At 72.4% G+C, this 21,414-nt stretch carries 20 protein-coding genes and 1 pseudogene; 11 read left to right on the top strand and 10 right to left on the bottom strand.

The features are described 5' to 3' along the window. On the bottom strand, positions 1 to 1,128 hold a 1,128-nt coding region (locus E1300_RS34285; protein WP_131761264.1), incomplete at its 3' end, for an AAA family ATPase. A gap of 387 nt (positions 1,129 to 1,515) precedes the next feature. Further along, on the bottom strand, positions 1,516 to 2,730 hold the full coding sequence (locus tag E1300_RS34280; protein WP_131761263.1) for a cytochrome P450 family protein: 1,215 nt from the start codon (positions 2,728 to 2,730) through the stop codon (positions 1,516 to 1,518). A gap of 246 nt (positions 2,731 to 2,976) precedes the next feature. On the opposite strand from E1300_RS34280, the gene E1300_RS34275 reads away from it, so the two are divergent. The 3 genes from E1300_RS34275 to E1300_RS34265 are packed head-to-tail and all read left to right on the top strand — an operon-like array spanning position 2,977 to position 6,607. Beyond that, the gene (locus tag E1300_RS34275) at positions 2,977 to 4,335 is read left to right on the top strand and encodes a cytochrome P450 (protein ID WP_131761262.1); all 1,359 of its coding nucleotides are present in this window, start codon (positions 2,977 to 2,979) and stop codon (positions 4,333 to 4,335) included. 5 nt (positions 4,336 to 4,340) lie between these two features. After that, positions 4,341 to 5,381 (top strand): terpene synthase family protein, encoded by a 1,041-nt coding sequence (locus E1300_RS34270; protein WP_131761261.1) that lies wholly within the window; start codon positions 4,341 to 4,343, stop codon positions 5,379 to 5,381. Next, on the top strand, positions 5,378 to 6,607 hold the full coding sequence (locus E1300_RS34265) for a cytochrome P450 family protein (protein WP_131761260.1): 1,230 nt from the start codon (positions 5,378 to 5,380) through the stop codon (positions 6,605 to 6,607). Before E1300_RS34270 ends, E1300_RS34265 begins: the two co-directional genes overlap by 4 nt. A gap of 43 nt (positions 6,608 to 6,650) precedes the next feature. Here E1300_RS34265 and E1300_RS34260 read toward each other — a convergent pair whose 3' ends face one another. Continuing rightward, positions 6,651 to 7,421 (bottom strand): SDR family NAD(P)-dependent oxidoreductase, encoded by a 771-nt coding sequence (locus E1300_RS34260; protein WP_131761259.1) that lies wholly within the window; start codon positions 7,419 to 7,421, stop codon positions 6,651 to 6,653. A gap of 437 nt (positions 7,422 to 7,858) precedes the next feature. Here E1300_RS34260 and E1300_RS34255 point away from each other — a divergent pair, with 437 nt between their 5' ends. Both E1300_RS34255 and E1300_RS34250 read left to right on the top strand, forming a co-directional pair. Further along, positions 7,859 to 8,602 (top strand): TetR/AcrR family transcriptional regulator, encoded by a 744-nt coding sequence (locus tag E1300_RS34255; RefSeq protein ID WP_165503122.1) that lies wholly within the window; start codon positions 7,859 to 7,861, stop codon positions 8,600 to 8,602. 35 nt (positions 8,603 to 8,637) lie between these two features. Beyond that, the gene (locus E1300_RS34250; RefSeq protein ID WP_131761257.1) at positions 8,638 to 9,615 is read left to right on the top strand and encodes an NADPH:quinone oxidoreductase family protein; all 978 of its coding nucleotides are present in this window, start codon (positions 8,638 to 8,640) and stop codon (positions 9,613 to 9,615) included. Positions 9,616 to 9,674: 59 nt separating this feature from the next. On the opposite strand, the gene E1300_RS34245 is transcribed toward E1300_RS34250, so the two are convergent. Together E1300_RS34245 and E1300_RS34240 are read right to left on the bottom strand one after the other, a co-directional pair. Continuing rightward, positions 9,675 to 10,445, bottom strand: coding sequence for an enoyl-CoA hydratase-related protein (locus tag E1300_RS34245; RefSeq protein ID WP_131761256.1), 771 nt, complete (start codon positions 10,443 to 10,445; stop codon positions 9,675 to 9,677). Further along, a complete protein-coding gene (locus E1300_RS34240; protein ID WP_207400109.1) occupies positions 10,442 to 11,461 on the bottom strand; it encodes a phosphotransferase family protein in 1,020 nt (339 codons plus the stop codon). The genes E1300_RS34245 and E1300_RS34240 overlap by 4 nt, the downstream gene beginning before the upstream one ends. A gap of 401 nt (positions 11,462 to 11,862) precedes the next feature. Here E1300_RS34240 and E1300_RS34235 point away from each other — a divergent pair, with 401 nt between their 5' ends. Continuing rightward, positions 11,863 to 12,810, top strand: a complete 948-nt coding sequence (locus tag E1300_RS34235) for an alpha/beta fold hydrolase (RefSeq protein ID WP_242619565.1) — start codon at positions 11,863 to 11,865, stop codon at positions 12,808 to 12,810. A gap of 376 nt (positions 12,811 to 13,186) precedes the next feature. Here E1300_RS34235 and E1300_RS34230 read toward each other — a convergent pair whose 3' ends face one another. Both E1300_RS34230 and E1300_RS34225 read right to left on the bottom strand, forming a co-directional pair. Then, positions 13,187 to 14,248, bottom strand: coding sequence for a hypothetical protein (locus E1300_RS34230; RefSeq protein ID WP_131761254.1), 1,062 nt, complete (start codon positions 14,246 to 14,248; stop codon positions 13,187 to 13,189). Positions 14,249 to 14,368: 120 nt separating this feature from the next. After that, the gene (locus E1300_RS34225; protein ID WP_131761253.1) at positions 14,369 to 14,755 is read right to left on the bottom strand and encodes a hypothetical protein; all 387 of its coding nucleotides are present in this window, start codon (positions 14,753 to 14,755) and stop codon (positions 14,369 to 14,371) included. 616 nt (positions 14,756 to 15,371) lie between these two features. Here E1300_RS34225 and E1300_RS34220 point away from each other — a divergent pair. The 4 genes from E1300_RS34220 (at position 15,372) to E1300_RS34205 (ending at position 18,872) form a co-directional block, all read left to right on the top strand. Continuing rightward, complete coding sequence (locus E1300_RS34220) at positions 15,372 to 15,983, top strand: M23 family metallopeptidase (protein ID WP_131761252.1); 612 nt, start codon at positions 15,372 to 15,374, stop codon at positions 15,981 to 15,983. Between the two features lie 334 nt (positions 15,984 to 16,317). After that, positions 16,318 to 16,761: a nuclear transport factor 2 family protein gene (locus tag E1300_RS34215; protein WP_131761251.1), complete on the top strand. Its 444-nt coding sequence runs from the start codon at positions 16,318 to 16,320 to the stop codon at positions 16,759 to 16,761. Positions 16,762 to 16,773: 12 nt separating this feature from the next. Next, positions 16,774 to 17,904, top strand: coding sequence for an acyl-CoA dehydrogenase family protein (locus E1300_RS34210; protein WP_131761250.1), 1,131 nt, complete (start codon positions 16,774 to 16,776; stop codon positions 17,902 to 17,904). Continuing rightward, positions 17,904 to 18,872, top strand: coding sequence for an acyl-CoA dehydrogenase family protein (locus E1300_RS34205; protein WP_131761265.1), 969 nt, complete (start codon positions 17,904 to 17,906; stop codon positions 18,870 to 18,872). Before E1300_RS34210 ends, E1300_RS34205 begins: the two co-directional genes overlap by 1 nt. Before the next feature lie 78 nt (positions 18,873 to 18,950). Here E1300_RS34205 and E1300_RS34200 read toward each other — a convergent pair whose 3' ends face one another. The 3 genes from E1300_RS34200 to E1300_RS51830 are packed head-to-tail and all read right to left on the bottom strand — an operon-like array spanning position 18,951 to position 20,996. Further along, positions 18,951 to 19,727, bottom strand: coding sequence for an enoyl-CoA hydratase/isomerase family protein (locus tag E1300_RS34200; RefSeq protein ID WP_131761249.1), 777 nt, complete (start codon positions 19,725 to 19,727; stop codon positions 18,951 to 18,953). Continuing rightward, positions 19,724 to 20,854 carry an acyl-CoA dehydrogenase family protein gene (locus E1300_RS34195; protein ID WP_131761248.1) on the bottom strand — a complete coding sequence of 377 codons (1,131 nt, stop codon included), beginning with the start codon at positions 20,852 to 20,854 and terminating at the stop codon, positions 19,724 to 19,726. The genes E1300_RS34200 and E1300_RS34195 overlap by 4 nt, the downstream gene beginning before the upstream one ends. Continuing rightward, positions 20,841 to 20,996 (bottom strand): hypothetical protein, encoded by a 156-nt coding sequence (locus E1300_RS51830; protein ID WP_207400107.1) that lies wholly within the window; start codon positions 20,994 to 20,996, stop codon positions 20,841 to 20,843. Before E1300_RS51830 ends, E1300_RS34195 begins: the two co-directional genes overlap by 14 nt. On the opposite strand from E1300_RS51830, the pseudogene E1300_RS54075 reads away from it, so the two are divergent. Next, positions 20,991 to 21,414 (top strand): annotated as a pseudogene (locus tag E1300_RS54075) (hypothetical protein); the annotation flags it as partial. The gene E1300_RS51830 and the pseudogene E1300_RS54075 overlap by 6 nt on opposite strands.

Here is a 21,414-nt window from a genome sequence, read left to right as displayed (position 1 = left end):
GGCCGCGCCCCGCTCCAGCAGCCGGTCGGCGAGCCGGGCGAGGTCCCCGGCAACGCTCTCGTCGGTGCCGACGACGGACGCCGCGCGGTGCCGCACCGCGCGTTCCGGGTCCTGCACCACCCCGGCGAGCGCGGCGTGGGCCCGCTGCCGCTGGGACAGGGTCGCCTCCTGCTGGAGGGCGGACCGCACCAGAGGATGGCGGAACCGGATGAGGAAGTCGTCGGTGACGTCCACGAGGTGCGCGGCCACGGCGGGTTCGGCGTCCTCGACGGTGACGGGGGCGCCGGTCATCGCGGTCGCGGCGGCGAGGACCTGGTCGAGGCGGTCGCCGTCGTCGAACGCGGCCACCAGCAGCAGCGCGCGGGTCGGCGGCGGCACCGCCGCGACGGACCGGCCGAACGACCGCTCCAGCCGCGCGGTCAGCGGCAGCGAACCGGGCGGCAGCCCGCTCTCGCCGGACCGCGCGGCGGCCGCGGCCAGCTCGTTGAGGGCGAGGGGATTGCCGGCCGCCTCGGCGAGGATCCTCGCGCGCAGCCGCGGATCGAGGTGCGGAGCGCGCGCGTCGAGCAGGGCCTCGGAGTCCTTGTCCGCCAGCGGTCCCAGCCGCAGTTCGGCGGGGCTGCTGCCGTCCGCCGAACGGGCCAGCCGCGCCTCGGTCTCCGCACTGTCGCGCAACGCGAGGATCAGCGCGACCGGATCGCCGCCGAGGCGCCGCCCGACAAAGGCGAGGACCTCCCAACTCTGCGTGTCGAGCCAATGCGCGTCGTCCACGAGGATGAGCAGCGGCCGCCTTTCGGAACGCGACGTCAACGCGCCGAGCAGCGCCAGCGACAGCCGGAACCGGTAATGGTCGGCGCTGTCGCCCGCCACCGGCGGCTCGTCGGCGCCGAGCAGGCCGGCCAGCGTGTGGACGGCCGCGAACGGCATGTGCCATTCCGCCTCGATGCCGACCAGCCGAACGACGTCCACCCGGCGCTTCGCCGCCTCCTCGGCGGCGACGGCGAGCATCGAGGACTTGCCGACACCGGCTCCGCCTCGCACGACGAGGACGCCGCCCGTGCCGGGCAGCCTCGCCACGTGGCGGCGCAGCACGGGGATCTCCCGATCGCGTCCCCAGAGCGTCCGCACGAGTGGTGATTTTATCCGCTGGGATCACTCCGAACAATTGTCGTTTTTGTGTTACCGAGCGAAAGCACAAAGCTATTCTCGCTGGACGGTGAGGCTTTCGGTGGAACCACCGCCGGCGGCCGCGGGCGCCGAATGCGCGAGACCGAGGAAAGTGGCCCGGTAAGTGCCGAACGGGCACCGTCGGCGCAATTGGCGGCTTCGGGACGACGGGAAATTCAGGCGAAACCGTGGTCCGTTCCGCACTCCGACGCGTTGACCGCTGCCCGCGCACCGGCGCGGCGCTCACCGCGGTCGCGTCGGGGGCGGGCCGGCGGCGGGAACGCACGCCGGTGCTCCAGGCCGCCGGACCGGGCCCGGCCACGGCCCGGCACCGACCGCGCCGGACGGTCAGGACAGCAGCACGGGCAGGGCGCGCGGTCCCTCGGTGATGATCGACGGGGTGTAGACGAGGTCGGCCTCCGGCACCGCCAGCCGCAGCTCCGGGAGGCGGGTGAACAGCGTCGACAGTGCGATGCGGGCCTCCAGCCGGGCCAGCGGCGCACCCAGGCAGAAGTGCGTCCCACGGCCGAAGCCCAGATGCGGCTTCGGCGTCCGCGCGACGTCGAACCGCTCGGCGTCCGGGCCGTAGGCGGCGGGGTCGGTGCCGCTCGCGCCGAACCCGACCACCACCGCCTCCCCGGCACCGATCTCCACGCCGGCGATGCGCACGTCCCGCAGCGGGTAGCGCGGCACCGTGGTGACGACGGAGTTGCGCGAGCGCAGCGCCTCCTCCACCGCCGCGCCCCAGTCGCCGCGCTCCCGTACCCGGCGGAGCTGGTCCCGGTCGGCGCAGAGCGCGACCACGGCGTTGGCGATCAGGTGCATGGTGGTCTCGTGGCCCGCCACGATGACCGACCAGAGGATCCAGCGCAGCTCGTCGCCGGACAGCCGGTCGCCGTCCGGGTCCCGCGCCCTGATCAGCATGGTGGTCAGATCGTCCGCGGGCTCGCGGCGCCGCCGCTCGACATGGCCCGCGAGGTACGCCAGCAGCGCGGCCCCGGCCGCCGCGGCCTCGCCGGGCGGGGCGTCGTGCGAGACGAGCACCTGGGTCCACGCGCGGATGCGGGCGCGCTCGCCCGGCGGCACGCCGAAGAGCTCGCAGATCACGATGATCGGCAGCGGGCCGGTGTAGCGGCGGACCAGGTCGGCGCCGTCGCCCTCGGCCAGCAGGCCGTCCAGGAGGCCGTCCGCCACCTCCTGGACGCGGGGTTCGAGCGCCTTGACGCGGGCGGGCGTGAAGGCGCGGCTCACCAGGGCGCGCAGCCGGCGATGGTCGGCCCCGTCCTTGATGAGGAGGTGCTCGCCCTCGATCACCTGGCGCATCGGCCAGTCGGCGGGGATCCGGCCCTCGCGCAGCGCGGCGAAGTTGCGGGCGTCCTTGCTGTAGACGGCGTCGTCGCCGGCGAGGACGCCGGTGATCGCGTCGTGGCCGGTGACCAGCCAGGCCGGGACGCCGCCGGGCAGCATGACGGGCGCGACCGGTCCGACCTCGTCGCGGAGGCGGCGGACCGTCCGCACCGATCGTTCACCGGGGACGGGCAGTTGCTCGGGCGGAAGGCGCATCACGGGCTCGCACGGGACGGGGGAGTGGGCGCCTTGCACTGTGCCCGCCGGCCTGGACGGCATCAAGGTCAGATCGTTGTCACCCGCCGGCCGGTCGACCCTTATGCCTTGGTGACCGCCATCGCCACTGCCTGCACTGATCGCCGCCACCCGGCCACCGGCGGGTTCGCCGCCGCCGCGTCCCCGGGCGCGGTTGCAGTCATTTGACGCAAGTTAGCCGTCCGGAGGCGACCCGAGGATGCGCCCATGGACCTCACCCAAGGGACCTTCCACAAACCTCCCGACGTGCCGGGGGCGTGGCCGCTGCTCGGCCACATCGTGCCCGTCCTCCGGCGGCCCCTGGAGTTCCTTCCCTCCGTCGCCGCGTTCGGCGACGTCGTCAAGGTGCGTTTCGGGCGGCTGCCCGTCTATGTGGCCGCCCATCCGGACACGGTGCGCGAGGTGCTCGTACCGGGGGACCTCGACTACACGCGCGGACGCATCTTCGACAAGCTGGAACCGGCGCTCGGCAAGGGCATCGCCACGGTGTCCGGCGCCGAGCACCGCCGGCAGCGCCGCCTGCTGCAACCGGTCTTCACCCGGGAGCGGCTCATCGGCTACGCCGCCGTCATGCGGACCGCGGCCGAGGAGGCCACCGCCTCCTGGCGGGACGGCCAGGAGCTCGCCATGGACGAGGCGATGAACGACCTGGCGCTGACCGCCCTCACGCGGAGCCTCTTCGCGTTCACCCCGCGTCCGGACACGGCCCAGGCGATCAAGGAGGGCATGCGGCAGCTCACCCGCGGGCTGCTGCTGCGCACCGTGCTCCCGACGGCCTGGGAGCGGGTGCCCACCCCGGGCAACCTCGCGTTCCGGCGTGCGATGGCCACGATGCACGGCGCGATCGACGACCTCATCGCCGCCTACCGGGCCGCCGGGCAGGACCGCGGCGACGTGCTGTCCGCCCTCCTCGCGGTGCGCGACGACGACGGCCGGGCCCTGCCCGACGAGGAGGTCCACGCCCAGGTCATGACGCTGGCGCTGACCGGGATCGAGGCGCCGGGAGCGGCGCTGGGCTGGGTGCTGTACGAGATCGGCCGGGACCCGGAGGTGGCCGCGCGCGTGCGGGCGGAGCTCGACACCGTGCTCGGCGGCCGGGCGCCCGGCTTCGACGACCTGCCCGCCCTGAACTATCTCGGCCGGGTGGTCAGCGAGGTGCTGCGGCTGCGGACGCCGCTGGTGTTCATGCGCCGCGCGCTCACCGACGTCCGCGTGGGCGGGACCGTCATCCCCAAGGGCGCGGAGGTCGTCTACAGCCCGTACCTGCTGCATCACGACGCACGCTGGTTCCCCGACCCCCACCGGTTCGACCCCGACCGGTGGCTGCCGGGCAACGCCGAGCGCATCCCCAAGGGGGCGTACGTGCCCTTCGCGGCCGGGGCGTACCAGTGCATCGGCAAGCTGTTCGCCCTCACCGAACTGACCATGGTGGCCGCCGTGGTCTGCGCCCGCTGGACGCTCCGGCCGGCCGGCGACGCTCCGGTACGCGAGATCGCCACCGCCCTCGTCCGCCCCGACCGGCTGCCCATGACCGTCCATGCGCGGCCCCGCACGGCCCGGAGGTGACCGCCGTGGACACCTACCAGATGCCCGACCTGAGGCTCCCGTTCGCCACGGCCACCCACCCGCTGTCCGGCCTCGTCCAGGAGTCGACGGAACGCTGGTGCCGCGCCCACGGCCTGCTGCGCTCCCCGGACGTCGCGGCCAAGTTCCGCGCCCTCGGCTACGGCCGCGTCATGTCCACCCTCTGCCCGCACGCCCCCCTCGCCGGCATGGCTTTGATCACCGACTGGAACAGCCTCTTCTTCATCACCGACGACCAGCAGAACAACGCCGTCACCACCGGCCGCACCGGACTCTACGAGGACCTCGTCGACCGCATGCGCGCGCTCATCGCCGGCGACGACCGGGACACCGACCTTGGCGGACATCCCCTGCTCGGCGCCCTGCGCGACCTGCTGGACCGCACCCTGCCCGGACGTCCCCCGGCCTGGGCGGCCAGGTTCCGCCGCGACCTGGACCTGTGGCTCCGCGGCCACCTGGCGGAGAACTCCTACCGGGTGTCCGGCACCGTCCCCGACGTGGCGGCCTACATCGCGGTGCGGCGCGACGCCAGCACCGTCCTGCCCACGCTCGACCTCGTCGAACTGGTGGAGGGCGCCACCGTGCCGGACGAGCTCTACCGGACGCCCGAGTACCAGACCCTGATCCTCGGCACCGCGGACATCATGTGCTGGATCAACGACATCCACTCGCTGCACATGGAGCGCGACGACCCGATCAACCTCGTCACCGTCCTGGCCCACCACCGGCGGCGCGGCGTCCGGAACGCCGTCGCGGACGTGGCCGCCCGCGTCGCCGCCCGCGTGGAGGAGTACCTCGCCGCCGCCGAGGCGCTGCCGTCCGCGATGGACCGGCTAGGGATGCCGGAGGCGGCGCAGCTTCCCGTGATGCGATGCGTGCGCGACCAGCAGTCGTGGGCCGCCGGCATGGAGAACTGGGACCGCACGGACACGATCCGCTTCGCCCCTTCCGAGATCCCCGAACCGGGCAGGAACGCCTCGTACGTGCAGGACCTGCTCGACCGATCCGCCACAGGAGGCCGGCCGTGACCGTCCGCCCCTTCCAGCTCCCCGTGCCCGGCGAGCCGCTGCCGCGCACCCACACCCGGTTCCGCGAGGCCGGGCCGGTCGTCCCGATCCGGCTGCCCGGCGGCGTCGAGGCCTGGGCCGTCACCACGTACGCCGCCGTCCGCGAGGTGCTGAGCGGCGATGACAAGGCGTTCGGCAAGCACTCCTCGCACTGGGCCGCGATGCGCGACGGCACCGTGCCGCCGGACTGGCCGCTCCTGCCGCTGGTGCTCGGCGAGCACATGCTGGTCCGCGACGGCGCGCGGCACCGGCGGCTGCGCGGCCTGCTGTCCAAGGCGTTCACCCGGGCCCGGGTGGAGGCGCTGCGCCCCTGGGTCGAGAAGATGATCGACGCCCTCCTGGACCGCATCGTCGCCGAGAGCGACGGGGGCCGCGCGCCGGTGGACCTCGTCCCGCTGTTCACCGAGCCGGTGCCGACGGCCGTCATCTGCGAGCTGTTCGGCGTCCCCGAGCCGTGGCGCGCCCCGCTGCGCGGCTGGACCCGGACGCTCGTGGCGCAGGACAGCTCCGCGGCGGAGATCGACGCCGCCATCCAGGAGCTCATGGCGTGCCTCGGACGCCTCACCGAGGAGAAGCGGCACGAACCGGGCGACGACCTCGCCACCGCGCTGGTGCGCGCCCACGACGACGGGGACCGGCTGTCCGCGCAGGAACTGGTCGACAACCTGTTCCTGCTGCTCATCGCGGGCCACGAGACCACCGTGCACCTGCTCGGCCACGCCGTCGCCAACCTGCTCGCCCACCCCGGCCAGCTCGCCCGCGCCCGGGCCGGCGGCCTGTGGCGGGACGTCGTGGAGGAGACCCTCCGGCTGCGCCCGCCGATCGCCGCCGCGATCTTCCGCTACGCGTTGCGGCCCGTGCGGATCGCCGGCGTGCCGATCCCGGCGGGCGACGCCCTGATGGTCTGCTTCGGCGGCGCCGCCACCGACCCCGCCCGCTACGGGCCCGACGCCGACGCGTTCGACATCACCCGCGAAGAGCGCGAACACCTGGCGTTCGGACACGGCGTGCACACCTGCCTGGGAGCGTCCCTGGCCCGGATGGAGGCCGACATCGCCCTGCCGCGCCTCTTCGGCCGGCTGCCGCGCATGAAGGCGGCCGTGCCGCTGGACGAGATCCCGTACTCGCGGTCCTTCCTGACCTACGGACCGCAGTCGATCCCCGTCCTCACGGGCCCGGACCGCTGACGCGGCCAACCCCTTCGATGACGCACGTCCCCGCTGACCGAGGTCAGCGGGGGACGAGGCCGCCATCGGCGATGAGGACCTGGCCGGTGACGAAGCTGGAGGCGTCGGAGGCCAGGAACAGCGCGGGACCGACCATCTCGTCGGGATCGGCCATGCGCCGCTGCAACGAGGCCTGTTCCATGGCCGCCTGGAACTCGGGCGGGTTGTTGCGGACCATGTCGGTGTCCACGGTGCCCGGGGCCAGGGCGTTGACGCGGATGCCGCGGGGAGCGAACTCGGCGGCCATGGAGCGGGTGTAGGCCGTCATCGCGGCCTTGGCGGCGGCGTACATCGACACATATGGAGAGAAGAGGAACGCACCGGCGGAGACGACGTTGACCACCGACGCGCACGGGCTCCGCGTCAAGTGCTCAAGCGCGCACTGCACCAGGAAGACGGGCCCGCGGACGTTGACCTCCTGCGACTTGGCGAACGCCTCGGGCGTGATGGAGCCGAGCGGCAGCGCGAGCGGGTTGGCGGCGTTGTTGACCAGGACGTCGAGCCGGCCGAAGGCGTCGACGGTACGCGCCACCAGGGCGTCCAGCGCGTCGAGGTCGCCGAGGTGGGTCGGCACGCCGAGCGCGGGCGCGCCCATCGCCTTGAGCCGCGCCTCCGTCTCGGCGCAGGCGTCCGCCTTGCGGCTGGCCACGACGACGCTCGCACCGGCGGCGGCGAACCCCTCCGCGATGGCCAGGCCGATGCCGCGCGTGCCGCCGGTGACGATCGCCACCCGTCCGGTCAGGTCGAACAGTGACCGCAGGCGTTCAGCGTCCATGACGGACCTCCCGCGCTCGGGTCTGCTCGGTGGGGGAGTCGTGGAGCGTCCGGGCATATGGTCGATCGCGCATCGCGGGCGTCCCCTCTCGTCGGCGGCGTCACCCGGCCGGACGGCGACGGCGGCGCGGCGACCCGCGCGCCCCGCCGACCGGACCGGGCTCGGAGAGACTCTGCGTAGATCGGGACAGTGTGCCAGCCCTGGGCCACGACCGAGGCGGAGGGCCCCAAGGCGTGGGCCGTTCCGGGACGAGAGGAACCTGATCAGCTCATGGGATGGTTCGGCTACCCCGAGGAAATCGTCACCGCGGCGCTGTACTACGCGAGCGATGCTTCCTCGAACACGACCGGCTCGCTGCCGCGGGTCGACGGCCTCGGTCCGGTCTGACCCGCGGTGCGCTTGGCCGCTGGCGTCTCCCGTGCCAGAATCTCGTTCGCGTGAGTGAGAATTCAATTCCCGGCCGTCCGCCGGATGACGTCGCGAGTCGCATCGCCCAGCGCGCCCTCGCCAAGCGCGGAGCGGACTACACGAGCGAAGTGCGCCGCCTGCTCGACGCGGCGATCGAGGTGATGGGGCAGCGCGGCCTGACGTCGCGTCCGCGTGTGGCGGACATCGTCCGCGCGGCCGGGCTGTCGAACGACGCGTTCTACCGGTACTTCCCCTCGAAGGACGCGCTGGTCGCCGCCTTGCTTGAGGACGGGACCGAGCGTCTGTACGGCTATGTGGCGCATCAGATGACCAAGGAGCAGACCCCGGAGGGCAAGGTGCGCCGCTGGGTGCGCGGCGTGCTGTCCCAGGCCGGCGAGGAGATCGCCGCGAACACGCGCGCCGTGCTGTGGAACGCGGGGGCGGTGAGCGAGACCGTCGGCTCTACGCCGCCCATGGCCAGCGGCCGTCTCGCCGAGTTGCTGTCCGAGCACTTTCGCCGCCTCGGCAGCGCCGACCCCGCTTTCGACGCCTCACTGGCCGCTCATGCGACCTTCGGCAAGCTGGGGGACTACCTGTGGAGCGGAGAGGAACCCACCGACCGCGATATCGAACGCATCACGGCGTTCTGCCTCCGTACGATCACCCCAGTCGCCCCTGGACGGACGGAGGAGAAAGCGTCCCCGCATGCCGAGCCCCTGAAGCGCGACGGCCAAGGCCAGGGCGAAGAGTCGAATTCTCGAAAGCAAGAATGATATTCTGGTTGCCGTTCGACTTCCCGGGAGGACGCGTGAAGGCCTTGCGCTGTTCGGTCCACGGTCCCCTGAGCGGGCTCACCCTGGACGAGCTGCCCGAGCCCACAGCCGGGCCCGGCCAGGTGGTCGTCGAGGTGCACGCCGCCGCGGTCAACTTCTCCGACATCCTCATCGTCCAGGGCACCTATCAGGTCAAGGCGCCCGTTCCGTTCACGCCGGGCAGCGAGTTCGCGGGGTACGTCGCCGAGGTCGGGTCCGGTGTCGAGGGGTTCGCGCCTGGTGACGCGGTATCCGGCTCCACGTTCGTCGGAGCCTTCGCCGAGCGCGTAGCGGTTCCCGCGTCCGGCCTCACGCGGCTGCCGTCCGACGTCGACATGCAGACCGCCGCAGCGTTCGGTGTCGCCTACGCCACCGCCTATCACGCGCTGACGCTGGCGGCTGAGCTCGCGGAAGGAGAAAAACTGGCGGTACTGGGAGCAGCCGGGGGCGTCGGCCTCGCGACCGTGGAGCTCGGCCGACTGCTGGGCGCCCACGTGATCGCGGTCGCCTCGTCCGCGACCAAGCGGAAGCTGTGCCTCGCCAAGGGCGCCGAGACCGCACTTCCCTACGACGACCTGAAACGGCGGCTGACCGAAGCGGGCGGCGCGGACGTCGTCATCGACCTGGTCGGCGGCGAGCACGCCGAGCCGGCGCTCCGCGCGATGCGCCGGGGCGGACGCTTCGTGACCGTGGGCTTCGCCACCGGGGAGATCCCGCGCATCCCGCTCAACCTGGTCATGCTGAAGGGCGTCACGGTGCGCGGCTTCGAGATCGGCGGTTGGGGACGGCGCGACCCCGAAGCGTTGCGGCGCGGGCGCGACGAGGTGACCCGGCTCTTCCGCGAAGGCAGGCTGAGGCCGCACGTCCACGCCGCCTACCCGCTTGGGCAGGGGAGCGCCGCGCTGGCCGCCGTCGCGGACCGGACCACGGCGGGCAAGGTGCTGATCATCCCCGGTCCCCCGGAAGGCCTCTGACCCAGACCAGCGCGCCGCTCCCTGCGCCTCGACTGCTGGCCGCGCGATACCCACCCCGCTCACTGGCCCTTCCAGAGCGGTTTCCGTTTCTCCATGAACGCGATGGCGCCTTCTCTGGCGTCCTCACTGGAGAACACCGACTTCTGTAGCTCGGCGTTGCGTTTCGCCGCGCGTCCGGGATCGGTGATCGTGAGGCGGACGAGCTCCTTGACGGCGGCGAGGCCGAGCGGCGCGTTGGCGGCGATCCGTCCGGCGAGGGAGAGCGCGGCGTCCAGCACCTCGTCCGGTGGGGTGACGGCGTTGACGAGGCCGAGTTCGTAGGCGCGGCGGGCGTCGATGGGGTCGCCGGTCAGCGTCATCTCAAGGGCGACCGCGAGCGGGATGCGGGTGCCGATGGACGTGCCGCCGCCGGCCGGATACAGGCCCCGCTTGACCTCGGGCAGCCCGAACCGGGCGGTGTCGGCGGCCACGATGACGTCGCAGCCGAGCAGCAGTTCCAGCCCGCCGCCGACCGCGGTGCCGTTGGCGGCTCCGACGACCGGGACGGTGAGTTCCCCCCGTGACAGCCGGGTGAAGCCCGCCATGCCGTCCGTGGAGATCTCGGGGCCGCCGGAGGCGAACTCGTGCAGGTCCATGCCAGAGCAGAAGACGCGGTCGCCGGCGGCGGTGAGCACGACGGCCCGGACCCGCGGGTCGTCCTCGGCGCCGGCCATCATGCGGCCGAGCGCGTCGATCAGCGCGCCGTTGAGGGCGTTGCGCGCTCCGGGCCGGTTCAGCCGGACGATCAGCACGGCGTCGTGCCGTTCGGTGAGCAGCTCCTCGGCGGTCATGAGGTGTAGGTGCTCGATTCGGCGAGGTCGGCGGCGCCCTTCATCAGGTCGAGGACGATCGGGCCGAACGCCAGCAGCTTCTCGTCGCCGCCGGCCCGCTGGTAGCCCTGCTCCAGCACCACCCCGAGCTTCCATTTGGCGAGGACGAGGTAGTAGTCGATGTCGTCGACCTGCCGGCCCGACACCTCGGCGTAGCGGGCGAGCATCTGGTCGCGGGACGGCATCCCGCGCAGGTCGACGTAGCTGGCTTCGGACGCCTCGGGCGCACCGGTGTCCTCCGGCCAGCTCTGAAGCATCCAGGCGAGGTCGAGTTTCGGGTCGCCGACGGTCCCCATCTCCCAGTCGACGATCGCGGCCATCCGAGCGGGCGCGCCGTCCCGGAACATCACGTTGGCGAACTGGTAGTCGCCGTGCATGATGCCCGGGACGTAGTCCAGCGGACGATGGGCGCGCAGCCAACGGGCGGCCGTCTCGAACCCGGGCAGCTCGCGCCCCTTGACCCGCTCCAGGAAGCGGGTCCAGCGATCGACCTGGCGCTCGTGGAAGCCGTCCGGGCGGCCGAGGTCGTGCAGGCCCTTGGCCCGCCAGTCCACCCTGGACAGCAGAGCGATCCCCTCGGCGAGCCGGTAGCCGAGCCCCTCCCGCGCCCGCAGGTCGGTGTCGAACGGCGCGGGCCACGCCGTGCGGCCCATCGGCGACCAGCCCTCCACGAACCCCATCAGGTAGAAGGGCCGCCCGAGCACCGCCGCGTCCTCGCAGCACGCGACCGCCTTGACGTGGGGCACGTCGGTGCCGTCCAGCGCCTCGACGATGCGCCATTCGCGCAGGATGCCGCTGTCCCGGTCCGCCGGCGCCTCCGGCGGCGGGATGCGGATGACGCAGCGTTCCCCGCCCCGGACGATCTCGTGGATCTCGTTCTGGGTGCCGCCGGACAGGAAGCGGTGCTCGATGGGCGCCCCCTTGCCGGGCAGCCCGGCGTCGTCCATCCATCCGGCGAGCCGTTCAAAGTCGATCACTGGTTTCCCACCTCTCGTCCGGGCGACCCCACGGCCCCTCTCGCGCTATGAGAATATTCTTCTCGATACAAAGAATGCAATTCTGTGAGCACGGACAGTGGTAGCGCCGGGCGCCGAGGTCACGTCGACGGTGGCGGACGTCAGCGATGAACGGTAAGGGAGGCCGCCCCAGGCCTCGGAGCGACCGTGCGTGCCGTTCGGGCCAGCGGACGGCAGACACCGGTGTCCTCTCTGGACGCGTGTCGCCGATTCGTGGGTGGTGGCTTGTTGCTGGAACGGCAAGAGGGCTTCGGGGGCGTTCGGGACGCCGGGCAGGATCGTCATGCGCGCTGGAGGGGGCGCGTTTCGGCTGAGGGGGAGTCATGTCGCTGGCAGTTGAGAGCCGTGGAACGCACCGTCTGGTGCCTTCGCCGGCCGGACGGATCCATGTCGTCGAGCAGGGGACCGGGCCGCTTGTGCTGCTGCTGCACGGGTTTCCCGAATCCTGGTACTCCTGGCGCCTTCAGCTGCCGGTTCTGGCAGCCGCCGGTTACCGGGCGGTGGCTCTGGACGTGCGCGGGTACGGCCGCTCGTCGAAGCCGGACGACGTGGCCGCCTACCGGATGCTGGAGTTGGTCGCCGACAACGTCGCGGTGGTGCGTGCCCTGGGCGAGGAGACGGCGATCGTCATCGGCCATGACTGGGGCGCGGCGATCGCCGCGAACAGCGCGCTGGTGCGGCCGGAGGTCTTCACGGCCGTCGGGTTGCTGAGCGTGCCCTACACGCCGCGCGGCGGGCCGCGGCCGAGCGAGGCCTTCGCCGGGATGGGCGGTGAGGAGGAGTTCTACGTCAGCTACTTCCAGGAGCCGGGCCGTGCGGAGGCCGAGATGGAGCCGGACGTCCGCGGCTGGCTGGCGGGCTTCTACGCCGCGCTGTCGGCGGAGACCATGCCCGCCCCCGGCTTGCCCGATCCGCATTTCGTCGCCGAAGGCGGCTCGCTCCGCGACCGGTTCCCCGGTGGTCCGCTGCCGTCCTGGCTCAGCTCGGACGACCTGGACGTCTACGCGGCGGAGTTCGAGAGGACCGGCGTGAGCGGCGCCCTCAACCGCTACCGCAACATGGACCGGGACTGGGAGGACCTCGCCCCCTGGGACGCGGCGCCGATCACTCAGCCGTCCCTGTTCATCGGCGGTGCCCTGGACGCCTCCACCACCTGGTTGGCGGACGCGATCGACGCCTACCCCAGCACTCTGCCCGGCCTCGTCTCGTCCCACATCCTTGAGGGCTGCGGTCACTGGGTTCAGCAGGAGCGCCCCGAGGACGTCAACCGGCTGCTGACCGGTTGGCTCGACTCGCTGCCGACCACCTGAGACCGCGCAGGAGGTCTCGGCCGCGTTGCACTCGTACATCTGGTCTGGACTGTTCCGCTGCCCCAGTAGAGCGCGCGGCCGGTGAGCTGGCCGTTCATCACGTTGGTGCAGAGCGTCCCCCGCAGCATGCCGTCACTGCTGGGGATCAGGGACTGGCTCGCGGACGGCCCCGCCAGGGTCTGCCGGGAGGGCTACGGCGGTTTGCTCTGTTGAGATTCCGGTGGAGGTTGCGGCCGTCGCCTGAGATGGGCGGCCAGGAGCGCCGCGGCGTGGTCGGCCATGAGCCGGGGGACGCGCAGACGTAACAGGATCTTGCGGACGGCGGACGCCGGTAAGGGCAGTTCCGGCTCGTCGGCGGACTGGGACGGCATCGGGATCAGGTGTTCTTGAGCGCCACGGGGTCGGAGAACGTCCCCTTGTGGGCGACGCCCCAGATGGTGGACGTCCCGGGCACCGCGGTGATGTCGTACAGGTTGAGTCCGGCCGGGAGTGTGGCGGCACGCCAGGATCCGGCGCTGTACAGGTAGGGCGTGCTCGTGCCGTAGTTGGCCGGTGCCACCCAGACGGTGCCGTTCGCGGCGACGGCCAGGTCCCCGCCTCGGGCGATCCCGGTCGGTAGCGGGATCAGGGTCCAGCCGGTGCCGTTCCAGTGGGTGAGGTACTTCCAGGTCAGGGCCCAGACGTCGTTCGCGCCGACCGGGACCACCTTGACCAGTTCGTCGTTCGAGCCCGCCGGGACCGGGGGCGGCGTCACGCTCGTCCAGGACGTTCCGTCGTAGTGGGCGACCGCGGGCGTGGTGCCGGAGGCGGTGAGGCTGCCGCCGACCGCCCAGGCGTCCGTCGCGCTGCGGGCTTGCAGGTCGGAGACGATGGCGAAGGGGAGCGCGTAGCCGGTCCAGGTGGAGCCGGTGCGCTTCTGCAGCCGCGGCGCCGGGTCGCCCGCGCCGGTGACCTGCGCGACCCACGTCCCGGCCGGGCCGGTGCTGATCATGTTGAGGTGCGCCTCGGACGGCCTGTCCACCCGCTGGAAGGCGGTGCCGTCGAAGCGGGCCAGGTAGTCGTGGTAGCCGGAGGAGCCGATCGAGCCGCCGGCGATCCACGTCTCGCCGCCCGAGGTGGTGATCGCGCCGATCTGCCCCTGGCCCGTCCAGCCGTTGAGCGGATACTCCCGCCAGGAGGATCCCTCCCAGCGCCGCAGGACGGGATTGCCGTTGCTGAAGAGCGCGCAGTGGTCGACCCAGGCCACGCAGTACGCGCCCTGGGCGCCGCCGACCCAGACCCCGCCCGAGGCGTCGGCGGCCACGTCGTCCAGTTCGGCCCTGGGCCAGAGGAACGGGAGGGAGACGGAGGTGAGGGCGCCCTCGTCCGCGTGGGCCGTCGCCGGAGCGGAGAGCAGGACGGTGGCCGCCGCGACGGCGCAGGCTAGTGATCGTTTCATGCCAGCACTATGGCGCGTTCCTTCCGATTGCGCCAGTGATTACTGGCAGATTCATTCCCTCCGTCTCCCAGCCCGCCCCCCGGCGCGGCCGACCGAGAACCCAGGCGTCCGCTCGGTGCTTCACAACCGCCGGACGGGCATGAGGGCGTAGCAGATGAGCCCCGCCAGCAGGGAGCAGATCCCGTAGGCGATATTCCGCCCGGTGGTTCCGAAGAAGACGTAGAAAATCGCTGCGACGATGCACACCAGGATCAGGATGATGTCGAAAATGCTGAGGAACAGCGCGATAATGAGCCGAACGAGGAACCAGATGAAGCCTATGCCGTACCATTTCCCCATGGTGGAGTCATCGTAGGCCCACCGGCTCAAGGCAAGGGGACTGTAGAAGGAATCGTCCCAGTAACGCTGCCATCTTTTCCATGCCCCGCTCAGCAGGTTCGGTGAGGTCTCCTGTATCGCCGCCTGGGCGGGTTTGAACTCGATGCTCTTGGTCTCGGCCTGCGTCACGTCGATCGTGACCGTACGGTCATGTATCTGGATCCTCGTGGTCCGTCCAGCGTCGCCTTGAATTCCCCGGCATGGGTGCTGCCATCGTCGCATGCCGCCAGGCCGGCCAGGACAATGATCAGGATCGGCCCGAGCAAAAGTCCAACGCGGAATGCCATATCGGCCGAGCCTACGACGCGGTGTGTTCGCCGCACCATGTAAAACCACACAGATGCCGCGCCGGTGTCGACGGCTTGCCGAGTGCTGACCGCGGGCACCGTGACCGGCGGAGGTGAAGGCCGTTAATGCGGCCGATCAAGCGGCCACCGCAAAGATGGGCAACGTTCTGCCGCCAGGCTTGCGACGTCTCCCGGTGGTCGGGCGGCTGGGCGGCGACTCCTGCGCGTTCGGTGTCCTGAGTGAGCGCCTGGCCGAGGTGGAGGCGCAGAAGGAGCCGCCGCCCGCACCGACTCGCCCGTCGTCTGACCATGGGCGTACGAGATACACGCCCCTTACGAGCTCGCCAGCGGTGACTGTCGTATCAATCCGTGCATGGTCGAATGCGGAGAGTGTCTATACCCTGTTCAGACGCCCTCGTGAACCGTGTCCGGGGACGAACTCGACAGGAGAGGCGAAGATGGGCAGCAGAACGAGCAAGCGGATCGGTGCGGGGATCATCTCGCTGACGGCCGTCCCGATGACCATGGCCCTCGCCGTTCAGGGGCCAGCCGCCGCGGCGCGGACCGCTCCCGCCGCCACCGCGGCGGCACCGTCCGCGCCGCGCACGAACATGTCGTACGCGCTGTACAAGGCCAGAGGCGGCCGCATCACCACCGGGTACAACGGCTACCACGTCACCCCGGGACGGCACGAGGGCATCGACTTCGCCCGCGGTATCGGCTCGGACATCCACGCCCTGGTCTCAGGCAAGGTCATCAACGTCGTGCAAGGGCGCGCCGGCGGTGCCGGGCTGTCCACCATCGCCGTCTACAACGCGAAGCTGAACAAGACGATCATCTACCTGCACACGGCGCCGCGGCCCTCCCTGCGGGTGGGGCAGGCGATCGCGCGCGGGCAGGTCATCGCCGACGAGTCATGGCGCGGAGTGTCCGCCAAGAGGAGGGCGCACACCCACGTCGAGATGCGTCGCGGCGCCAAGAAGCGCGCGGCCAAGAGCGTCGGCGACCCCCACCTGGACAACCCCGACCCGGGCAGGTTCTGGAACTCCCAGGGCTACAACGTCCGCTAGCGCGCTCCGCCCGAGCGACGATTCACCGCGCCGCCTCATCCCGGCCCCGGCCGGGGTGAGGCGGTTTCGTCGAGCGGCGACATGACGCCGACTCCCACGCGCTCCGCTCGCTGGCACGGTCGCGGCGTTGCCCTTCTCCGGGCGCTGCACCTGACCGATCTGCCGACCGCGTCGGCGGGGACGCCGAGCCCCCACCTCGCCGTCCTCGAAGACGGCGATGAGCCCGCCATGGTCGTGAGACTGGTTTTGACGTCGAAGTCGAGTTAGGATTCCGGGAAGTCCGCGCCGCGCGGATCCGAGCCGGGCGCCCCGATTCCGCCGAGGAGGTCGAAGCGTGGACATCTCGCGCATCGCCGACACCATCGAGATCGAGCAGCTGCTCGCGCGCTACGCGGTCGGCATGACGAAGGACGACGTCGAGGCGGTCGTGGCCGTGTTCGCGCCGGGCGGGACGTACAGCGCCTTCGGGGAGGAGTACGGCGTCCAGGACTTCCCGGAGCTGGTCGCGGCGGCACCGAAGGGGGTGTTCTCGGTGAGCACCCCGGCGATCGCCTTCGAGGGGGAGGACTCCGCCACGGGCGAGCAGCCGCTGTGCTTCGTCGCGCAGACCGACCACTCGATGCGCATCGGCTACTACACCGACACCTACACCCGCACCCCGGACGGATGGCGGCTGCGGACCCGGGCGATGACCTTCCTGCGCCGCAGCGGCGCCCGCGACTCCGGGCGGGCGCACGATCCACGGCGTCCCGCCCCCCGGCAGAGGTCTGCGGGCTGACCCGCGCGGGCGATGGATCTCCAGGAGTTCCGCGCCGGGCTGGACGCCTGGCTCGCCGGGCACGAGCCGGAGCTCCGGGCCGAGTCCGGCCCGGGCGCCGGCCTGGACGAGGAGATGCGGCACCTCTCCAAGGTCAAGCGCATGGCCTACGACGCCGGGTGGATGCGCTGGGGCTGGCCGGAGCGGGTCGGCGGGTTCGGCGGGACGACGCTCATGCGCGCCTACCTCGGCGAGGCCCTCGCGGCGAGGGACCTGATCGAGCCGGGCATCTACTCGATGACCGAGGTGCTGGCCCCGACGATGATCGAGTACGCGCGGCCGGAGCTGGCGGCGGAGACGGTGCCGCGGCTGCTGCGCGGGGACGAGACCTGGTGCCAGGGGTTCTCCGAGCCCGGCACCGGCAGCAACCTGGGGTCGCTGGCGTGCCGCGCCCGCCGCGACGGCGGCGTCTGGCGGGTCACCGGCCAGAAGGTGTGGACGAGCCTGGCCCAGTACGCCCACCGCTGCGTCCTGCTGACCCGGACCGGCACGCCGGAGTCGGGCAGCCGGGGGATCACCGCGATGCTCGCGGACATGGACGCGCCCGGGATCACGGTCCGGCCGATCCGCGCGATGCACGGCCGGGACGAGTTCTGCGAGGTCTTCTTCGACGACGTGCGCGTCCCGGTCGACCGGACGCTCGGCGAGGTCGACGGTGGCTGGGGCGTCGCGATGGACCTGCTGCCCTACGAGCGGAGCACCTCGCTGTGGCACCGCGGCGCCTACCTGCGGCAGCGGCTGGGCCATCTGCTCGCGACGGCGCCGGACGGCGCGTTCGACCCCGCCGAGCTCGGCGAGGCCGTCCAGGCGGCGTTCGCCTTCCACGCGCGCTCGCGGGAAACGCAGCACCGGATGGCGCGCGGGGAGCGGCTGGGGCCGGAGACGTCGGTCGACAAGGTGCTCCTCGCGACGACCGAGCAGGCGGTGTACGACCTGGTCGCCGGCGCGGTGCCGGCGGACATCGCGCTCGGCGACGGCGCGGACGGCGACCGCTGGCGCACCGAGTTCCTGTACTCGCGGGCGGCGACGATCTACGGCGGCAGCGCGGAGATCCAGCGCGACATCATCGCCCGCCGGCTCCTGGGCCTGGAGGGCGGCCGGTGATGGACGCCGAGGCCGCCGAGCTGCTGGCGCGGAGCCTGGAACGGGCCTTCCGGAACGAGACCGTCAAGGCGGTCGAGGCGTCGCTGGAGGAGATCGGCTGGCGGGAGGCCCTGGCGGAGGAGGGCACCGCGGTGGTCCCGCTGCTGTTCGCCCGGCAGGGAGCCGCGATCGCGGCGTCCGGCGCGCTGGACGATCTGCTGGTGTCCGCGCTGGGCTTTCCGGCCGACCCGGGGACCGCCTTCGTCCTGCCGGAGTTCGGGAGCTACGCGGCGCCCGGCTCGATGGAGGAGGGCGGTCTCGCCGTGCGGGGCCTCGGGAGCGTGCGGATGGCGGCGGCCTCCCGTGCCGTGGTGCTCACCGGCCGGGACGGCGGTCTCCGCGCGTCCGTGGTCGAGACGGGCAGGTTCGAGGCACGGCCGGTGCGGGGCGTCGATCCGCGCCTGGGGCTCGTCATGGTGGAGGGGGAGGGCATCGCCGCCTCCGGTGTGGAGATCGCGCCCGCGACGTGGGAGGACGCGCTGGCCGCCGGGCGGCTGGCGGTGGCGCACGAGCTGATCGGCGTGAGCCGGACGATGCTGCGCCTCGCGCGGGAGCACGCCGTGACCCGCGTCCAGTTCGGCAGGCCGATCGGTGCGTTCCAGGCCGTCCGGCACCGGCTGGCCGAGTGCCTGGTCGCGATCGAGAGCGCGGAGGCCGCGGCGGGTGCCGTGCTCGGCCCGGACGGCGGGGCCGACCCGGTGGCGGCCGGGATGGCCAAGGCCTTCGCCGGGCGCGGGGCGCGGACGGTCGCCCGCCACTGCCAGCAGGTGCTGGCCGGGGTCGGATTCACCGAGGAGCACGGCTTCCACCACTGCTTCCGGCGGGTCCTCACTCTCGACGGCCTGCTCGGCGACGCGAAGACGCTGACGCGTGAGCTCGGGGAGCAGGTCCTCCGCGACCGGAGGCTGCCGGAGATGCGGCTCCTGTGACGCGGGAGTCCCCGGTACGCCGGTCGTGACATAGCGGATCCGCCGGGGCGCGTGCCTGGCCGCCGGCGGATCCGTCCGTCACTTCTTCCGCAGTCGCTTGTCGAGGGTCGCCCGCAGCTCCGGCGACTGGAAGGAGCGGTCCTCCGCGGCCAGGGCGAAGTCGAGGGTGGCGAGGACGGCGCGCTCCAGGTGCAGGTTGAGGACGCGCTTGGTGTCCTCAAGCGTCCGGCGCGGCAGCGCGGCGAGCCTGCGCGCGCACGCCATCGCCGCCGGCATCAGCTCGCCGTCGGCGCAGACGTGGTTGGCCAGGCCGATCTCGGCGGCGCGGCGGGCGCTGATCCGCTCGCCGGTCAGCGCGTACTCCTTGGCCAGTTGCAGGCTCGTCAGCAGCGGCCAGGTGACCGGGCCGCCGTCGGCCGCGACGAGCCCGACCATGACGTGCGGGTCGGCGAGGTGGGCGCTTTCGGCGATGAACACGATGTCGGAGAGCGCGGCCAGGCTGCATCCGAGCCCGACGGCCGGCCCGTTGACGGCCGCGACGATCGGCAGCCTGCACCGCACCATCCCGGTGACGATGCGGCGCGCGTCCACGAGCGTCTGCCGCCGCAGGTCGTCGTCCTTGGTCAGCTCGTCGATGTAGGAGAAGTCGCCGCCCGCCGAGAACGCGCGCCCGGCTCCGGTGAGCACCACCGCGCGGGCCTCGTCGTCGGCGTCGAGACGCGGGAACAGGGCGCCGAGCCCCTCGTGCAGCGCGTGGTTGGTCGCGTTCAGCGCCTCGGGGCGGTTGAGCGTCACGATCCGGACCGGCCCGTCGGCGGTCACCTCGATCTCGGGAGGCAGCCCGTAGCCCGTCATGCGACCGGAAGCCCGAGGATCCGCGTCGCGACCAGGTTGCGCTGGATCTGCGACGTCCCGCCCATGATGCTCTGCGCCCGGCTGTAGAGGTACATCTTCAGCCATGTGTCCTCCTCGATGCCGCCCGTCAGGTTCCCGACGCCGAGCGCGGCGTGCCCGACGGCCTGCTCGACACGCGTCATCAGCAGCTTGTCCACCGAGCCCTCCGGCCCGTGCGAGGTTCCGTCGAGCCGGTCGGAGAGCCGCCGGCACACGTGCAGCCGCAGCATCTCGGCCTCGACGACCGCCCACGCCACGTCCCGCGCGTTCTCGCCGGTGAACCGGCCGGGCTCGGCGCGCAGCGCGGCGACGAGCTCGTTGACCGCCTTGCCGTAGCGCGCGACGTAGCCGAGCTCGCCGGGCTCCCGCTCGTGGGCGACGACGGTCATGGCCAGCCGCCAGCCCTCGCCGGGCGCCCCGATCATGTCGGACGCCCGCGCGACCGCGCCGTCGAAGGTCACCTCGCCGAACTCCCGTGTCACCCCGTTGATCATCTTCAGCGGGCGCTGCGCGACGCCGGGCTGGTCCATCGGGACGACGAGCGCCGACAGCCCCTTGTGCTTGGGGACGCCGGGGTCGGTCCTGGCCAGCACCAGGCACCAGTCGGCCTCGTCGGAGTAGCTCGTCCAGACCTTGTGACCGGTGATCACGTAGTCGTCGCCGTCGCGGACGGCACGGGTGCGCAGCGCGGCCAGGTCCGACCCGGCGTCCGGCTCGCTGAACCCCTGGCACCAGCGCTCCCGGCCGCTGACCAGGCCGGGCAGGAAGCGGCGCCGCACGTCCTCGCCGCCGTGCCGCAGGATGCCCTGCACCAGGTAGCCGAGGCTCGGCCGCGGCGGCGCGCCCGCCTGCGCCAGCTCCTCGTCGAGGATCGCCTCGTACACGCTCGGCAGGCCGTGGCCGCCGGCCTCCTTCGGCCAGGACAGCCCGAAGAACCCGGCGTCGTACAGGGCCCGGTGCCAGGGGGCCTGGCCGTCCCAGTACGCGTCGGCGGTGGACGACTGCGGCAGCCTGGGGTTGTGGTCCGCGAGCCATGCCCGCAGCCGCGTGCGGAACGCGGCCTCCTCGGGGGAGTCAGCGAAGTCCATCGTGCGGGCCTCCGATCTCGCGGTGCGCCATGACGCGTTCCAGGTTCACGCCCGCGTCGCCGAGCACCTGGGTGGACAGCAGCGCCCGCCGCAGGTGGACGTGGGCGAGGCACTCCCAGGTCATGCCGATGCCGCCGTGCACCTGGATCGCGGTCTCGCACACCTCGCGGGCCGCCCGATCGAGGTGACCTACGCCGACCTGGAGCGGGCGCCGGTCGTGCTGCTCGCCGGGTTCGAGCCGGAGGAGGAGTCGCCGATCGTCTTCCTGCGGCTCCGCAAGGCGTTCCGCAAGAGCCGGCTGAAGGTGTACTCGGCGGCGCCGTTCGCGACCCGCGGGCTCGCGAAGGTCGGCGGCACGCTGCTGCGGACCGAGCCCGGCGCCGAGGCCGACACGCTCGGCGCGCTCGTCGGGGACGACTCCCTCGCCGACGTCCGGACGCTGCTGGAGACGCCCGGCGCCGTCGTCATGGACTTCTGGGACGGCTACAAACCCGCCCGCGACCGGCTGTTCACCGAACTCGCCGAACGGAGGATCCGGAACCCCGTCGTCCTCACGGGCG

It is taken from the genome of Actinomadura fibrosa, from assembly GCF_900659615.1.
GTDB classification, from domain to species: Bacteria; Actinomycetota; Actinomycetes; order Streptosporangiales; family Streptosporangiaceae; genus Spirillospora; species Spirillospora fibrosa.
Note: the sequence above shows the minus strand (reverse complement) of the source record. Positions and strands in the feature narration are given on the sequence as shown.